Origin of the sequence: Brytella acorum (assembly GCF_029309905.1) — a bacterium.
In the GTDB taxonomy this organism is placed as follows: domain Bacteria; phylum Pseudomonadota; class Alphaproteobacteria; order Acetobacterales; family Acetobacteraceae; genus Brytella; species Brytella acorum.
Map to the genome: position 1 here is coordinate 73,064 of NZ_JARBJP010000005.1, position 14,974 is coordinate 88,037.

The window sequence follows — 14,974 nt, forward strand, 5'->3', positions numbered from 1 at the left end:
TGCGCCCTGATTGAAACGAGGGAGTGCCGGAACCCGTCTTTTCAGGGGCGCGTTCCGGAACCTTACAGAGCATATGGCACATTAAAAATCTATAATAATAACCCAATAAAGTGACGATTATCACGTAACAGTGTTAATCGTTCGATTTGATCTTGTTTTGTTCTTTGGGGCGCATTAGGCTGCGCGGCCATGACGGGTCTTTCGCCCGCGCCGGAGCTCCGGCGCATTCTCCATATCGATATGGATGCGTTCTATGCGTCCGTGGAGCAGCGCGATGATCCGGCCCTGCGTGGCCGTCCGGTCGCGGTCGGCCATGCCAGGGCGCGCGGCGTGGTGGCCGCCGCCAGTTATGAGGCGCGCCGTTACGGCGTCCGGTCGGCGATGCCCTCTGCGGTGGCGTCCCGGCGGTGTCCGGAACTGGTGTTCGTCCCGCCGCGCTTTGACGTCTATCGTGCTGTGTCAGGTCAGATTCACGAGATTTTCTCGCGTTATACGCCGCTGATCCAGCCGCTCTCCCTGGACGAAGCCTATCTCGATGTGACGGAGACCGTGTCCCAGTACGGCTCCGCCACCGTCATCGCGGAGCGAATCCGCGCTGAGATTCACCGCGAAACCGGACTTACGGCATCGGCGGGCGTGTCCTACAACCGGTTTCTGGCCAAACTCGCCTCCGATCAGAACAAGCCGGACGGGATCTTCGTCGTGCCGCCTCAACGCGGCGCGGCCTTCGTTGCCGCCCTGCCGATAGAGCGTTTCCATGGGATCGGTCCGGCGAGAGCCGCGCGGATGCACGCGCTCGGAATTCGCACCGGCGCTGACCTGCGGGGGTGGGACATCGAGACCCTCCGGCGGCATTTCGGCAAAGCCGCCGCGTTTTATTACGGGGTTTCGCGCGGGATCGACGAGCGGCCGGTCGAGCCCCATCGCGTCCGCAAGTCCATCGGTACCGAGACGACGCTCGCGCGGGACCTGCATACCGAAATGGATGCGCGCACGGTTCTGGAACCCCTGGCCGCCAAATTATGGGAGTCCTGCCATCGGCGTGGTCTGACCGGTCGCACGGTGACGCTCAAGGTGAAATATGCCGATTTTCGCATTGTCACCCGTGCGCGCTCCCTGCCGGAACCCGTGACGGGCGCGGAAGAGATCCTCATCGCGATGACGCCGTTCCTGAAAGCGCTGTTTCCAGCCCGTGAGGGGGTGAGATTGCTGGGCGTGACCCTGTCCGCGCTCCTGTCCCTGGAGGGTGCGCATGGCTCCGGGCAACTGGCGCTTTTTGAAAGTTGATGGCGGCTTCGTGAAGGGATCGAGCCGTGCCTCGGCCCCTGAAAGACGCCAAGGTCTCATGACGATGGACTGAGGGTCCGCTATACCCATGAGGCGGCTCAGGGCCGTGTGAGCGAAAGAGGACTGCGGACGTCATGGATCAGGAGCACGACCCGGTGATCGAGTCACCGACCCGGCGCATCTTGCCTGTCGTGCTTCTCAACCTGCTTGTCTATCTCGACATCGGCATGCCCATGGCCGTGATACCGGTCTTTGTGCATGGCGGCATGCACCTCAATGTCATTCTCGCGGGTTTTGCCGTTTCGCTTCAGTATTTCGCGACGTTCGCCTCGCGTGCCTCCGCCGGTCATCGCATCGATTCCGGCGGTCCGAAACCCGTGGCCCTCGATGGTCTTCTGCTCTGCGCCTTCTCGGGTGTGCTCCTGACCGGCGCGGGGTTGGCCAAGGGGAATGCCGCGCTGGCGCTCCTGCTTCTGCTGGCCAGCCGTCTGGCGCTGGGCTGGTCCGAAAGCTGGGCCTCGACCGCCGCGATCATGTGGAACATCCGTCGTGTCGGCGTGCGCAACACCGCCCAGGTCATTTCCTGGAACGGCATCACGTCCTATGGCGGAATCGCCTTGGGCGCGACGATCGGAGAAATGCTGTCGCATGTGCCCGGGCCGCTCGGAGGGCTGACGCTCGTCGGGCTGCTGTCGCTGCTGCTGCCTCTGGGGGGGTGGTGTCTGGCCCGCAGCTATCCCGCCGTCGAGACCATGCGGGGGACCGCCCCGCTGATGCCGTTTCGCAAGGTTTTCATGCGTGTGCTGCCTCACGGTAGCGCCCTGGCCTGCGGATCGGTCGGATTCGGAGCGATTTCCTCGTGTCTGTCCCTGTATTTCGCAGCCCATGGCTGGTCCGGCGCCGCGCGGGCGCTTTTCGCGTTCGGCGTGGTGTTTGTCATCGTGCGTTTCATGTTCGCACGACAGATCGTCCGGCTCGGCGGGCTGAACGTCGCCATGGCGTCCCTTCTGATCGAGGGGCTGGGATTGTTCGTCCTCGCGGTGTTGCCGACACCGGCGGGGGCCATGCTCGGGGCCGCCCTGACCGGGGCGGGCTTCTCGCTGGTTTTCCCGGCGCTGGGCGTCTTGGCCGTCGAACGTGCCGGGCCGGAAAACCGGGGGGCCGCTCTGGGTGCGTTTTCAGTGTTTCTGGATCTGGCCATCGGCATATCCGGTCCGCTGCTGGGCTTGATCATTCATCTGTCCGGCTATGCCGCCCTGTTCCTTTTTTCTGCCGCCGTGACATTGATTGGCGCGGCTCTCGGGGCGATGCTGGGGCGAAAGCGGTCTGCGGCGAGCGGGTCGCGCTGAGCGGCGCGCGCTGAGCCTGGCCTGAGGCATGATATGACGCACGTCGACACGGACTGACGGGGCACTGAAGGAGAGAGATTTCGATGACCATTGCTGCTGCGGCTGTTTTCTGCGGCTCCCGTCACGGGAACGCGTCGGTCTATAGGGAAGCCGCCCGTATGCTCGGGCGCGGTATGGCGCAGGCGGGCATCCGTCTCGTCTACGGAGGTGGCGCCGTCGGTCTGATGGGAGAGGTCGCGGACGCGGTGATTGGTGCGGGCGGCGCCGTGAGCGGGATTATTCCCTCATTCCTGCATGACCGCGAAGTGATGCATCGCGGCGTCGACGACCTCGTGATCACGGAGTCGATGCATGATCGCAAGGCGCTGATGTTCGCGCGCGCCGAGGCGTTCATCGTGCTGCCGGGCGGTCTGGGCACATTTGACGAGTTGATGGAAATCCTCACATGGCGTCAACTCGGGCTTCACGACAAGCCGATCCTGATCGTCGATGTGAATGGCTGGGCGCATGGCGTGAAGCTGATGTTGGAGAACGCTGTCGCGCAGGGCTTCGCGGCTCCCCAGACCCGGAATCTTTATGAGGTTGTGGACGATGTGCCAGCGGCGCTGGACCGTCTGCGCACGCTGGTTCCGTCTCGGGCCGAAATGGATGCCGCGCGCATTTAATTTGCGATCAGCTACTTGCGGACGCTGCGTGCGGGCGTTATAGCCGCATCCGTCGGTTCGGAGTGTAGCTCAGCCTGGTAGAGCACTGTGTTCGGGACGCAGGGGCCGGAGGTTCGAATCCTCTCACTCCGACCAGACTTTTCAATGAGTTGGGTCTAATCGACGCATTGACTCGGGTGTTCCTATGAGCACAATGCCCTGTCTTCTCCCCGATATTCCCCTGTACACCGCCCCGGAACATGCGCTTCTGGCCAAGCTGCGGTGGCGTGAATGGATACGCGGAAGAGGGTTCTCTCCAAGCGGGATCAAACGGATCTCCTGTCCAGATCAAGCGTCATAACCGCCTGAGACGCCGCGTGCAGGTCAGGCCCTAGATTTCCCTGATTGCATTTCGGCTGGGTTGACCATCCTTGAAGCGCGAGCCGATCATGCGTGACGCGCCGACGGGAAGGGACAATTGTCATGCATCTCGCCCGAGCCATTCTGCTGCAAAGAGCCTGAAGGGCGGACAATGATCGAAAGACGAAGGCTTATGGCCGGAACGTTCGCTGCGGCATTCTGTGCAGGAGGTTCATCCGCCGACGCGCGCAGTGAAATTCCGTGGAGAGTTCCGGTTTGGCCGGGTCAGCCGCCAGGCGGTGGCGGTCCAGAGGGGCAGGAGCGGGTCTCTCGGAAAGGATCGGTCACAAATGTCGTTGTCCCAACCTTGACGGTCCTGCGTCCCATGAACCCCACGGGGTCTGCGATCCTCATCGCTGGAGGCGGCGGATATAAACATATCGAGAATGGGACCGAAGCGATGCCCTCGGCCCGATGGCTGGCGTCGATCGGGATAACGGCTTTTGTGCTAACTTATCGCCTGCCTCGGGAGGGCTGGCGAGCCGGCGCGCGTGCCCCTCTTCAGGATGCTGAACGCGCTATTCGGGTCATTCGCGGTCAGTCGGCTAGTTTAGGCATCGATCCGCGTAAAGTGGGCGTTCTCGGTTTTTCCGCCGGGGGGCATCTGCTCGGAATGGAAACCGTTCTTGCCAGTCGGCTCAGCTACCAGCCCGTGGATGCGCTTGACCGGATATCGGGCAATCCGGACTTTTCGCTTCTTATATACCCCATCGTGACTCTCGAGCCCCCCTTTCAGGATACGTCAACACGGCGCGTGCTGATTGGCGAAGATCCCAACCCGGTTGAGAGCGTGGAGTGGTCTGTCCAGACCCATGTTCATCCCGGTTTGGCGCCGTTCTTTCTCGTGCAGGCCGCAGACGATCCCATATCCAACCCCGCGAATACCGCGATTTTGCAAGCGGCGTGTGAACGCAACGGAGTTGACGTCGACCGTCATCTGTTTCCGACAGGAGGGCATGGTTTTGGTCTGGGAAGACCGGGAACCGAGACCGTGGACTGGCCCCGTATGGCGGAAGCCTGGATGGCGAAACGTCATTTTCTATAATCCGTTCCTGCCTTACATCTATGACGAGACGTCCGTGACGGGTTTTATGAAGCGCGGCGCCTCAAGCCAGCCTGGCAGGCGGCATCGACGGACGAGTCGTCGTGATTTCGCCATATAGGCGTTTCAGTCTGTCCTCGGGGCCGGAGATTTTCGGGACCAGAACTTTCTGCGTGTCGACCATCGTGAGGATGCCATGCTGCTTTCCTGTGTCGTCAACAGGTTCGGGTTGGGTGAGCGCGGCGGTATGAATGCCGTTGTGCCGTCGCGGGACTGGCTTTCGAACCAGTTGAGACAGCCCGATGCCGCGAATTTCGTGAATGTCGGCGATACGGCCGACGGCCTGATTGCCTTGCGCGAGCAGCGCCGCGCGAAAATGCAGGGGGATCCTCTGGTCAAGCCGATTTTCCAGGCGGAAGTCGCGACCCAGCTCGACAATCTGCTCCTGACCGAACAGCCTTTTCGCGAACGTCTCGTCTGGTTCTGGTTCAACCATTTCACGGTCAGTCTGCGGCAGGGCGGCACGCGCGGCGTCGTAGGCGCCTATATGCGCGAGGCGATCCGACCTCATGTGACCGGACGTTTCGTCGATATGCTGATGGCGGTCATGCATCACCCCGCGATGTTGATGTATCTCGACAACGCATCCTCCATCGGTCCGAACAGTCCCGCGGGGCAGCATGGCCGACATGGCCTGAACGAAAATCTCGCGCGTGAATGCCTGGAGTTGCACACCGTCTCTCCCGCCGCGGGCTATACTCAGGCGGACGTCACGGCCTTTGCGTCCATTCTCACCGGCTGGGGCCTCGACATGAAGGCGGAGCGTCCCGGTTTCGCATTTCGCGACAGGGCGCATGAGCCTGGTCCGAAAACCATGATGGGACAGGTCTTTCCCGCGGGCGTGGAAGGCGGGCAGCAGGCCCTGCATTTCCTCGGCACCCATCCTGCGACGTATCAGCACATCGCAAGGCAGATGGTCACTCATTTCATCTCCGACACGCCATCGCCGCAGGACGTCGGACATATCGCAGGAGTTCTGCGGGAGAACGAAGGCGATCTCGCCGCCGCGGCTCTTGCCCTGGCCGATCTTGCGGATGCCGGGCAGCCCGGACGCAAATTCCGCTCACCGTTCGACTACGTGACCGCCATCATGCGCGCGCTTTCCCTGGGCGGTGCGCCGAGCGCGCCTGACGATCCCCATTCCGCCGCTCATGGTCTTTTCGCGGGGATGGCGGCGCTCGGCCAGCCGCTCTGGACGGCGCCTCTGCCCAATGGCTGGAGCGATCGCGCGGCGGACTGGTCCGCGCCCGCGGACATGCTGGCGCGGGCCGATCTGGCGTGGCGCATGTCCGCCCATGTCCGCGTCGACGATCCCCTGGAGATCGCGCGGGCGTCCCTGGGGCCCGCGTTGCGCAAGACGACCATGACGGCCATGCGTCACGCCGGTTCACGGCAGGATGCCCTGACCCTGCTGTTTTCCTCCCCCGAATTTCAGAGGCGCTGAATCATGATGATACGCCGTCGTTCCGCTCTTCTGGGGCTGGCCGCAAGCTGGACTCTGGGCCGTTCATCCGTCGCGTTCGCGGTGCCTGCCCGGGGCGCGACCGATCCCAGACTGGTTGTCATCATCCTGCGGGGAGCACTTGATGGACTGGCCGCCGTCACGCCTTATGGCGACCGAAATATCGTCGCGCATCGAAAGGACCTGCTGCTCGCCGAGCCGGGGCAGGAACATGGGCTGCTGGATCTGGGGGGATTTTACGGGCTGCATCCCGCGCTCGGAGGCATGCATGATCTTTACGCGGCGGGTCAGTTGCTGCCCATTCACGCCGTCGCCGGTCATTATCGCAGCCGCTCGCATTTCGATGCGCAGGATTATCTTGAAAGCGGCGCCGACGAACGCCTGAACAGCGGCTGGCTGAACCGTGCCGTCGCGGCCTTGCCCGCCCGTGGCGGACGACCGGACGGGTTCGGTCTGGCCATGGGCCTGACCGTTCCCCTTCTGCTGCGGGGTTCAGAAAGGGTCGGCAGTTATGCTCCCGCAGGTAGCCAGCACCCTGATGCGGGGCTTTATACGCAGATCGCCGCGCTCAATGCGTCCGATCCCCTGACGGGGCCGGCGTTCCGGGACGGCCTGAAAGCCAGGGGTTTTTCTGACGCGCTCATGGAAGGTCGCCCGGTTTCCCCTTCGACTCAGGGGCGAAAACCCGATGCTTTCACCACCCTTTCCACGGCGGCGGGAGAAATGCTCGCCGATCCGCGTGGTCCGCGCGTGGCGGCGCTGGAGATCGGCGGCTGGGACACGCATGCCGGACAGGTGGGACGTCTCAATGGACCGCTCGCCCAACTGGATCGTGGCGTTCTGGCGCTGCGTCAGTCCATGGGCGCGGCATGGGAAAAAACGGTCGTGTTGGCCATGACCGAGTTCGGGCGCACAGTTCGGATGAACGGCACGGGTGGGACGGATCATGGCACGGGGACGGTGGCTTTTCTGGCTGGAGGCGCTGTTCAGGGCGGTCGTGTCGGAGGAACATGGCCCGGACTGGCCGCCGGGCAGCTTTTCGAGAACCGTGATCTCGCGCCGACGACGGACCTCCGTGGCGTGGCGGCCGGAATTCTCTGCGATCATCTTCATCTGCCGCATAGTGCGATCGCACGCGTTTTTCCGGGCGCCACGCCGACGCCAATCCAGGGGCTGGTCCGTTCGGTGTAGTCCATCGGCATGGAGGCGGCGCGACGTTTCGATTACACGCCGCAGTCCTGCCGAACGGACAGGCGATCACATAAGGCCGTGCCTTGATTTGATCGCCTCGATGCGGGTCATGCGTGCGTTCGCGGCGGTCATCCCTTCGCCGGCACCCGTGGTCGCCGTGACGATGCTGGCGAGGATCGATGCGACATTGGCGACGTCCGCGGCGACGGCTTCGACCCTGGACATGACGCCACCGTTCATGGCCGCGCTCTCGGAGGTTGCGATGGCCGAGAGATTGGCGCTGACCGTCTGGACATCATGGATCAGACTCTGGATGGCGGCTGGTACGTTCCGTGTGTCAAAGGTCAGGGAAATATCGGATCCGGCATAGGTCTTGAACGCCGTGATACCCGTCTGAAGCAGCGAAATGGCTTCATTGACAACCGTTACGATGGTCGCGGGGATCGGCGCGAACCCCAATGCCGTTTTAACCACGGAGAGAGCGATATTCGCGTCATAGGCGAACTCCGCGACATTCAGCGTGATGGTCGTCACACCATGGGTCGTCGTGAGCGTGCAGGCCGCCAGACCAGCGAGCGCCGAACCCGCGCCAAGGGCGCGCAGGAGCGAACGGCGGGAGAAATCAGCCATTTGTGATGGTCTCCGATGTCTTGGCCTGCGCGATGGCCGTCTCGACGCCCTTATAGGCCGTGTCGATGCCCGAAAGGCCCGTCGCCAGGGCGGTTTCGAGGGTCGCCCAGTCGATCCTGCCGTTGATCTCGGGAAGGATCGCGTTCATCGCCGAGCCCAGAATGCCCGTGTAAAGCGCGATTTTCGCCTTGGCATCCGTGCTCATGGCGTTTCCGGCCGCCTCCTCGATCAGAGTGACGAGGCCGGTTAGCAGTGTGTTGGCGTCAGCCATTTCGGGCTCCAATAAAAAAGCCGCCTCGGACGAGGCGGCGTGTGTGTGGTGAAAAATGGGCAAATTCTGGACCGCGTGCAGTCATGTGTCGGGCTTCTTCGGAAGAAGTACCTTCACACCGGAGGCGGTCAGGGCGGTTTTGGCGGTTTCAGCATCGTTGCGAGCCACCATGATGCCTGTCCGACCAACCTGCAGGCGGTTCGCGGCCCAGCCGATATTCAGCGCAATGGTCGAGATGATTTCGTAAGGAACGGCCCAGAACGACGATTTGGCGGGCGGTCTTACGAAAACGGTCACGATCTTGCAGCCAATGACCAGCAATGCCGTGCAGAGCGTGTACTGCGCCGGCAAGGCCGCGAGCAGGAGAGAGGGGTCCATAAAAATTTCCCGATTGTTTGAGATTGAATAGGGTGGGGCCGTAGGCTCGGAACTCTTTCCGCCTGGAAAGAAATGAGGCAGAATTCGCGACTACCCCCGTTCGGGAAGGGAGTTCGACATGAAGCTTTATTATTCACGCGGCGCGTGTTCACTGGCCTCGCACATCGTTCTTAATGAAATCGGCAAACCGTATGCGCTCGAAGCGGTCGATCTGAAGAACAAGAAGACGGAATCCGGTGCGGATTACCTGAAGATCAATCCGCGCGGCGCTGTTCCGGCCATCGAGATCGAACCGGGTGTCGTGCTGACCCAGAATGTCGCGATTTTACAATATCTGGGCGATCACTCCGACATTCCGGCCATGAAGCCGCCTCTTGGCTCGATCGCACGCGCGCGTCTGGAAGAGGCCCTTGGTTTCTGCTCCGACCTGCACAAGGCTTTCAGCGGCCTGTTCGCGTCGGACCAGAGCGAACAGGCCGTCAAGGCCGTGCACGCCGACATCCATCGGCGGATGACGCAGTTCGAGGACATGCTGTCGGCAGACCATACGTACTGGCTTGGAAACGCATTCACGCAGCCCGATGCGTATGCGGCGGTCATCATGACGTGGGCTGTGTTCAAGAAAGTCGATATCGCCCACCATAAAAAGGCATTTGCGTTGCGGGAACGCGTGCTTGCCCGCCCCTCGGCGCAGGCGGCGTTCAAGTCCGAAGGGCTGGCCTGAACGGCCGACCGACCCGATGCGTCTTTGGACGCATCGGGTTCAGCTCTGTCGGATTTCCGCGATCAGATCCTCGACGTCCTCGCCGAAAGGGGAGAGGCCCTCGACCTCCAGCCAGTTCTGACGGCTGACAAGCCCCCAGCACTCGTCGACGATCCGGTCCCAAAGAGCCCATTCCATGTGACGCGTGCCGCCCCAGGTCATGAAACGGATCCCCGCGTCGTCATAGCCGACGGCGGCGACGCAATGACCGCCGACAGGCGTCCAGTCGGCCTCGGCTTCGAACGTCCAGTCACCCTCGATCTGCATGATGTAACGCGGTACCTGGAGACCGACATAGAGACCGCCCAGTGCGCAGATTCCGCGCCGTACGGCTCCATGATCCTGCGGTGTCACGGCTCCAAACGCGGTAAGATAGTCCCGCCCAGGCTGTCCCGGACGCACGAAACCCGTGCGTCGCCACATATTCAGTGCGTCGAGCAGAACAGTACCGTTATCATTGGCCCCGGTGTCCGGATCGAAGCCGGTGGCCTGGGCATAATTTTCCAGAACCTGCTGTTCAGACAGGCGGATCGGAGCCTGCGCATGCGTTGTCATGGTCAGGATCAACGCGGCCTGACTGGCAAAAGCACAATTCCCGAACCGGTCATTGCCGTTCATGTCGTAAGTAATGGCATGCGACCAATCCATGGTCGGGGGGACATGGATAAGGCTGTGATGCAGTGTGTTGTCGAGCCGGTACGTACGCGGATCATGCCGCGCCGGCTGTTTGCCGAGCTTGTAAGTCACGTCGTCGATGTCCTGAAAACGGTGCAGCGATCGGAGCTCCGCTGACGCGGATAAAGACTCCGATGGCCTGGGCATAAAAAAAGCCGCCCCGAAGGACGGCGCATTCTGCCTTGGTGGCATTGTGCCACAGATAGGCGATTTCCGACGTTCATGCAAGACCTCCGTCGAGGATCTTCGTCAGGAAATCCCGAAGGCCCTCATCTTGCGATACAGCGTGGCACGACTGATCCCGAGGCTTTTGGCTGTGACGGTGACATTGCCCTGGAGAGCCGCCAGGGCGGAACGCACGACACTCTCTTCGGCCTTCTGAAAGCTGATCTCGTTACTGTCCTGCAATTCGGCGAGGAGATGCGGCTGTTCGAGCAGAGTGGCATCCGTCCATCCCATCAGGCACCGTGCGGCATGCGTCGCCCCTATGACCTGCCCGTTGTCATCCACGCCTACGAGGGGAGAAGAGCAGCCTTCCGCCGTTCCGAGTGTCAAAATCCTGTAACCCGCATAACGTTTTCGGAATAGCTCTTCCTCGATGCGGCGACATGACTGCATGATCGTATCGATGAGCAAAGGCGCCGCCTTGCGCGTCATGCAGCCATTGGGCGTCGAAAGCGCCAGTGCTCCCGACAGGCCGCCCCGCGCGTCGAAAATCGGGGCCGCATAGCTGGCGATCATCGAAAAACAGTAGCGCCAGTGTTCGCCCTGGTTGAGGGCGACAGGCGCCTCGTCCATGAGCGCCGTGCCCAGACCATTCGTACCGGCGGCCGTTTCGCTCCACATGGCACCTTCCTGCAGATGAATGCGACGGCATATGGACACATGGCTCTCGTCGAAGCACCGCGTCAGAACGGTGGCCTCATGGTCCGCAAGCACGACCATGAGGCCAAGCCCGCGGACGAGTTCAAAGAGGCGACGGGTTTCCGGAATGGCGGTGCGGAGCAGCAGGGCGGACTGCATGCTGACATGGCGGAATTCGGCGCCGCTCAGGACGTCCGCCGACCATTCCTGAGCCGGATCCAGATGGTAGCTGTCCACGCATCTCTGCCAAGATTTTTCCAGGGGAGCAGCGCTCAGCGGGAGACTGGAATGCATCATCGAAGAAAAGTTGAGTCCGTTCCAGAAGTAAGCCCATACGCCGAATGGCCCATGCACCGGGAACAGAGGGTTTCCATCGGTAGCTAAGCGGAAGTATTTAACACAAATTGCCGGGACATTTCTTCACGTTAATGCGATATGGAGAAGGTCCGGCGCGACGGCACGCACTCACGCGCCTTCATGATTCCGCCGTTGAAGGAACGCTGCTTACCAGAGATAGACGAATTTGATGTAGTAGGCATTGCTTTCAGGTGTGTTGCGGCCTTCGACAGAATGCGAATAACGCACCGTGAAAGAATAGTGTTTTGAAATATTGAACATGATGCCTGTGCCGAGCGCCACTTCACGACTGTTGGAATCGTCAATGTAATGGCGCTTCGTGTTGTTGTAGGTTCCGGTCGCGTTCTGCCAGTCCAGCGCGAAGAAGGGTTCGATCAGCTTCGTGGCTTTCCAGCTGAAACGCAGGTTCGTGTAAAAATTGACACCCGGCCGAAAGCTGTCATCGCCCCTGACGTGCTTGGTCGATCCCGTGACGGCGCCCGCATCCCCATCGAAGCTGAAATGGTCCCATTCGTAATCGAAGATGAAGCTCGAGATATTCAGCCAGTAATTGGTGGCGATGTTGGCCTGCGTGGCCGTTGGCGTCTGCATGAAAGTCTGAAAACCGAACGTGCTGTGCTTGTTGGGTTTGAACCATGCCGCCGGTCCGACGATCGTGCCGCCCAGACCACCAAAATTCGTCCCGTTCGCCAGTGTGAAGCTTTCGGTCTGAATTAATTCAAAAGCGAAGCCGACATGCGGGATGGCATCGAAGCTGCGAAAATGGACATATTTGGTCATGCCCGACCATGTATGACTCCCTCCCGTGGGACGTCGGGCGCCGCCGCTGTCATAGGTGTTGCCCGCCGCGTTGCCGTCGCCATATTGTACGAGGACGTTGAACGGGCTGAAATCCACCGGCAGATCATATTCGTGTGGCCCGATGATGCCGAGGGTGACATCCGAGGCCCTGGCCCCGTGAATGCACGCAAAGGCGAGGCCGGGAACGCAGAAGCGCAATAGAGAACAGACTCGTTTTGGCCATTCCGTCATACGCATGAGGATATTTTTCCGTTGAAGGAGTTTGGCGCACCGGAAAATCCGATGCGCCAGACCTGTTGTTCAGCTGAATTCAGGACACGGATCAGTGCGTCGGTGAATCCTGCTGACCGTCGAGGGCATAGGCGACAATCGCGTCGCCACTGCGCGTTCCGAGACCGCCATGGCCACCGGCGGCGATCAGGACATACTGCTTGCCGTTGATCTCGTAGGACATCGGCGTGGCCTGTCCGCCCGCGGGAAGGCGGTCTCTCCAGATCACGTCGCCCGTCCTGAGATCGAAGGCGCGCAGATAGTCGTCGGCCGTGGCCCCCATGAACACCAGACCGCCCTTGGTCACGATGTTGCCGCCCACGTTATACATGCCCGTCGGAAGCGGGATGTTGTTGTGCGTGCGGAACGGCCCCGTGTCGCGCGTGGTGCCGACGGGATGCTGCCAGACGATTTTCTTCGTCACGAGGTCGATCGCCGTGATCGTGCCCCAGACCGGGCCCTTGCAGGGAATCTGCAGCGGGTTCAGCCACGGGTTCGTATAGGCGATATAGGGCGTGCCGTAGTCCGGCGAGATCGAAAGCGCGTCACCCTTGGCGGCGGGCTCTTCGCCCTGTCCATTCCATTTCGGCAGCGTTCCGCTGGCTTCGAGCTTGTTGCGGTGATCGAGCTTGATGCGGAAAGGCAGATAGCTCGCATTCGCCAGCAGCAGTTTGCGCTGCGGGTCGATCGTGATGCCCTGCCAGTCGACGATGCCATAGAACGCCGGATAGACGACCGTGGTCTTGCCGACATGCGGCGGCGTAAACTGCCCCTCATAGGCTGACTGACGATACTCGATGCGACAGATCATCTGATCCAGCAGCGTCGCGCCCCACATGTCGCGTTCCTTCAGATCCGGCGGCGTCAGGCTCGGCATCGCGGCCGGGTAAGGCTGGGTCGGGCTCACATGGTCGTCGGGCGCCACACCAGCCGTCGGAACAGCGCGTTCCTCGACAGGATAGCCCGGAACCGGCGTGCCGGTGCGACGGTCGAGCACAAAGAACTCGCCACGCTTGGTGCTCTGCACGAGCGCGGGGACGGTTTCGCCATGCGCTCCCGGAAGATCGACCATCGACGGGCCGGACGGAATATCCATGTCCCACAGATCGTGATGAACGGTCTGATAGGTCCAGCGACGCTCGCCCGTCTCGATGTCCAGCGCGATCGTGGCCGACGACGTGGCGTCGTCGAACGGACGGCGTGTGCCGCCCCAGTTGTCCGGCGGCGAATTGCCCGTCGGGATATAGACGAGGCCGAGATTGAGGTCCGCCGTGTAAACGCCCCAGGCATTCGGTGTGTCGCGCGTCAGTTCGTCCGTCGGACCCGGCTTCCAGGTCTCGGGCTGGTGACCCGCATCCCACACCCAGGCAATTTCGCCCGTCGTGGCGTCGAACGCGCGGATCGCGCCGGATGGCTCGAAATTCGCCTGGTTGTCGAAGATCCAGCCACCCGTGATGACGCGGTTCTTCGCCACCATCGGCGGCGACGTTACGAAATGGAACCCGTGAGGCACGCTGCCGAGATACTGGCGCAGCGAAATGAAGCCATGATCGCCGAAGTCGTCGCAGGGTTTGCCGGTTTCGGCATCGAGCGCGACCATGCGCACATCGGCGACGGGCGAGTAGATGCGATTGCGGCAGGTCGTCTGGATGTCGTCGGGGATATGGTAGTAGCTGACGCCACGGCAGGCCAGATAGACGTTCTTGTCCAGATCCGCGGTCGCGGGTTTCGGATCGAACTTCCATTTGACCTTGCCGGTCGCGGCGTCGAGCGCCATGACCCAGCTATGCGGCGTGCAGATATATAGCGTATCGCCCACCTTGATCGGTGTGAGTTCGAGATTGAACTCATGGCCCTGATCGGGACCAGCCACAGTGCCTTCCCCGACCTGCTGCACGTCGCCCGTATGGGTCAGCCAGGCGCGCGTCAGATGAGAGACGTTGGCGGGGGTGATCTGTCCGAGCGGCGAGTAACGGTCGCCGGCAGCGGTGCGGCCATAGGCCTGCCAGTCGCCATCGGGCATGTCGACCGACGCCGTGTCGGACTGCCCCTGAGCGCTCATGCGCTCTTCCGGCACTTTTCCGTCGATCGAATAGGACGTGAAGCAGCTGATCAGCAATGCAAGGCTGCTCATCCCGACGGCGCCGAGGATGTCGCGCTTGTCCGCGAACCAGGCCCCGTTTGTCCGCCAGACCCATGGCAGCAGCATCCAGACGCCGATGCCGACAAGAGTGAGGAGACGAACTTCAAGGCCCCAGATGTCGAAGCCGACTTCGAACAGCGACCAGATCGTCGCCAGCACCAGGAAGGCCGCGTAGATCCGCACGGCCCGTCCGGGATTCCGGAAGCCGATCGCGGCCGCGCCGAGCATGACGCCACCGGCAAGGATGTAGAACCACGATCCTCCCAGAAACATCAGCTGTGCGCCGCCGATGAAAAGGAAAAGCCCGACCAGGGCCAGTAATACGGAGGTTACGATCGAGAGTAACCTCGGACCACTCTCTTGCATG

14 protein-coding genes and 1 tRNA gene are annotated in these 14,974 nt (G+C 61.7%); 8 read left to right on the forward strand and 7 right to left on the reverse strand.

Annotated elements, in window-relative coordinates:
• The first annotated feature begins 189 nt into the window (after positions 1 to 189).
• From dinB to PWM43_RS09895, 7 genes are all read left to right on the forward strand, one after another.
• Positions 190 to 1,287, forward strand: coding sequence for a DNA polymerase IV (dinB, locus tag PWM43_RS09865; protein WP_289842337.1), 1,098 nt, complete (start codon positions 190 to 192; stop codon positions 1,285 to 1,287).
• A 134-nt stretch (positions 1,288 to 1,421) separates the two neighbouring features.
• Positions 1,422 to 2,636, forward strand: a complete 1,215-nt coding sequence (locus tag PWM43_RS09870; RefSeq protein WP_289842338.1) for an MFS transporter — start codon at positions 1,422 to 1,424, stop codon at positions 2,634 to 2,636.
• Positions 2,637 to 2,719: 83 nt separating this feature from the next.
• Entirely contained in the window at positions 2,720 to 3,301 is a 582-nt protein-coding gene (locus tag PWM43_RS09875; protein WP_289842339.1) for an LOG family protein, read from the forward strand.
• 58 nt (positions 3,302 to 3,359) lie between these two features.
• A tRNA-Pro gene (locus PWM43_RS09880) sits at positions 3,360 to 3,436 on the forward strand.
• A gap of 589 nt (positions 3,437 to 4,025) precedes the next feature.
• Positions 4,026 to 4,745, forward strand: a complete 720-nt coding sequence (locus tag PWM43_RS09885; protein WP_289842340.1) for an alpha/beta hydrolase — start codon at positions 4,026 to 4,028, stop codon at positions 4,743 to 4,745.
• A gap of 193 nt (positions 4,746 to 4,938) precedes the next feature.
• On the forward strand, positions 4,939 to 6,246 hold the full coding sequence (locus tag PWM43_RS09890) for a DUF1800 domain-containing protein (RefSeq protein ID WP_289842341.1): 1,308 nt from the start codon (positions 4,939 to 4,941) through the stop codon (positions 6,244 to 6,246).
• A 3-nt stretch (positions 6,247 to 6,249) separates the two neighbouring features.
• Positions 6,250 to 7,455, forward strand: coding sequence for a DUF1501 domain-containing protein (locus tag PWM43_RS09895; protein ID WP_289842342.1), 1,206 nt, complete (start codon positions 6,250 to 6,252; stop codon positions 7,453 to 7,455).
• 66 nt (positions 7,456 to 7,521) lie between these two features.
• On the opposite strand, the gene PWM43_RS09900 is transcribed toward PWM43_RS09895, so the two are convergent.
• From PWM43_RS09900 to PWM43_RS09910, 3 genes are all read right to left on the reverse strand, one after another.
• On the reverse strand, positions 7,522 to 8,085 hold the full coding sequence (locus tag PWM43_RS09900) for a hypothetical protein (protein WP_289842343.1): 564 nt from the start codon (positions 8,083 to 8,085) through the stop codon (positions 7,522 to 7,524).
• On the reverse strand, positions 8,078 to 8,356 hold the full coding sequence (locus tag PWM43_RS09905) for a hypothetical protein (RefSeq protein WP_289842344.1): 279 nt from the start codon (positions 8,354 to 8,356) through the stop codon (positions 8,078 to 8,080). The genes PWM43_RS09900 and PWM43_RS09905 overlap by 8 nt, the downstream gene beginning before the upstream one ends.
• A gap of 81 nt (positions 8,357 to 8,437) precedes the next feature.
• Positions 8,438 to 8,734: a hypothetical protein gene (locus PWM43_RS09910; protein WP_289842345.1), complete on the reverse strand. Its 297-nt coding sequence runs from the start codon at positions 8,732 to 8,734 to the stop codon at positions 8,438 to 8,440.
• A gap of 118 nt (positions 8,735 to 8,852) precedes the next feature.
• Here PWM43_RS09910 and PWM43_RS09915 point away from each other — a divergent pair, with 118 nt between their 5' ends.
• Complete coding sequence (locus tag PWM43_RS09915) at positions 8,853 to 9,458, forward strand: glutathione binding-like protein (RefSeq protein ID WP_289842346.1); 606 nt, start codon at positions 8,853 to 8,855, stop codon at positions 9,456 to 9,458.
• Positions 9,459 to 9,497: 39 nt separating this feature from the next.
• Here the strand turns inward: PWM43_RS09915 and PWM43_RS09920 are convergent, their stop codons facing one another.
• The 4 genes from PWM43_RS09920 to PWM43_RS09935 all read right to left on the reverse strand — a co-directional run bounded on the left by PWM43_RS09920 (position 9,498) and on the right by PWM43_RS09935 (position 14,973).
• On the reverse strand, positions 9,498 to 10,244 hold the full coding sequence (locus tag PWM43_RS09920; protein ID WP_289842347.1) for a C1 family peptidase: 747 nt from the start codon (positions 10,242 to 10,244) through the stop codon (positions 9,498 to 9,500).
• A gap of 177 nt (positions 10,245 to 10,421) precedes the next feature.
• Complete coding sequence (locus tag PWM43_RS09925) at positions 10,422 to 11,273, reverse strand: helix-turn-helix domain-containing protein (protein WP_289842348.1); 852 nt, start codon at positions 11,271 to 11,273, stop codon at positions 10,422 to 10,424.
• 267 nt (positions 11,274 to 11,540) lie between these two features.
• Positions 11,541 to 12,431, reverse strand: coding sequence for a transporter (locus PWM43_RS09930; protein WP_289842349.1), 891 nt, complete (start codon positions 12,429 to 12,431; stop codon positions 11,541 to 11,543).
• An 85-nt stretch (positions 12,432 to 12,516) separates the two neighbouring features.
• The gene (locus PWM43_RS09935) at positions 12,517 to 14,973 is read right to left on the reverse strand and encodes a membrane-bound PQQ-dependent dehydrogenase, glucose/quinate/shikimate family (protein WP_289842350.1); all 2,457 of its coding nucleotides are present in this window, start codon (positions 14,971 to 14,973) and stop codon (positions 12,517 to 12,519) included.
• Position 14,974: the final 1 nt, after the last annotated feature.

Coding starts and splice junctions, on each gene's coding strand:
- PWM43_RS09900 (WP_289842343.1), bottom strand. CDS start 8,085: ATGGCTGATTTCTCCCGCCGTTCGCTCCTGCGCGCCCTTGGCGCGGGT.
- PWM43_RS09930 (WP_289842349.1), bottom strand. CDS start 12,431: ATGCGTATGACGGAATGGCCAAAACGAGTCTGTTCTCTATTGCGCTTC.
- PWM43_RS09870 (WP_289842338.1), top strand. CDS start 1,422: ATGGATCAGGAGCACGACCCGGTGATCGAGTCACCGACCCGGCGCATC.
- PWM43_RS09905 (WP_289842344.1), bottom strand. CDS start 8,356: ATGGCTGACGCCAACACACTGCTAACCGGCCTCGTCACTCTGATCGAG.
- PWM43_RS09910 (WP_289842345.1), bottom strand. CDS start 8,734: ATGGACCCCTCTCTCCTGCTCGCGGCCTTGCCGGCGCAGTACACGCTC.
- PWM43_RS09895 (WP_289842342.1), top strand. CDS start 6,250: ATGATGATACGCCGTCGTTCCGCTCTTCTGGGGCTGGCCGCAAGCTGG.
- dinB (WP_289842337.1), top strand. CDS start 190: ATGACGGGTCTTTCGCCCGCGCCGGAGCTCCGGCGCATTCTCCATATC.
- PWM43_RS09935 (WP_289842350.1), bottom strand. CDS start 14,973: ATGCAAGAGAGTGGTCCGAGGTTACTCTCGATCGTAACCTCCGTATTA.
- PWM43_RS09890 (WP_289842341.1), top strand. CDS start 4,939: ATGCTGCTTTCCTGTGTCGTCAACAGGTTCGGGTTGGGTGAGCGCGGC.
- PWM43_RS09915 (WP_289842346.1), top strand. CDS start 8,853: ATGAAGCTTTATTATTCACGCGGCGCGTGTTCACTGGCCTCGCACATC.
- PWM43_RS09875 (WP_289842339.1), top strand. CDS start 2,720: ATGACCATTGCTGCTGCGGCTGTTTTCTGCGGCTCCCGTCACGGGAAC.
- PWM43_RS09885 (WP_289842340.1), top strand. CDS start 4,026: ATGAACCCCACGGGGTCTGCGATCCTCATCGCTGGAGGCGGCGGATAT.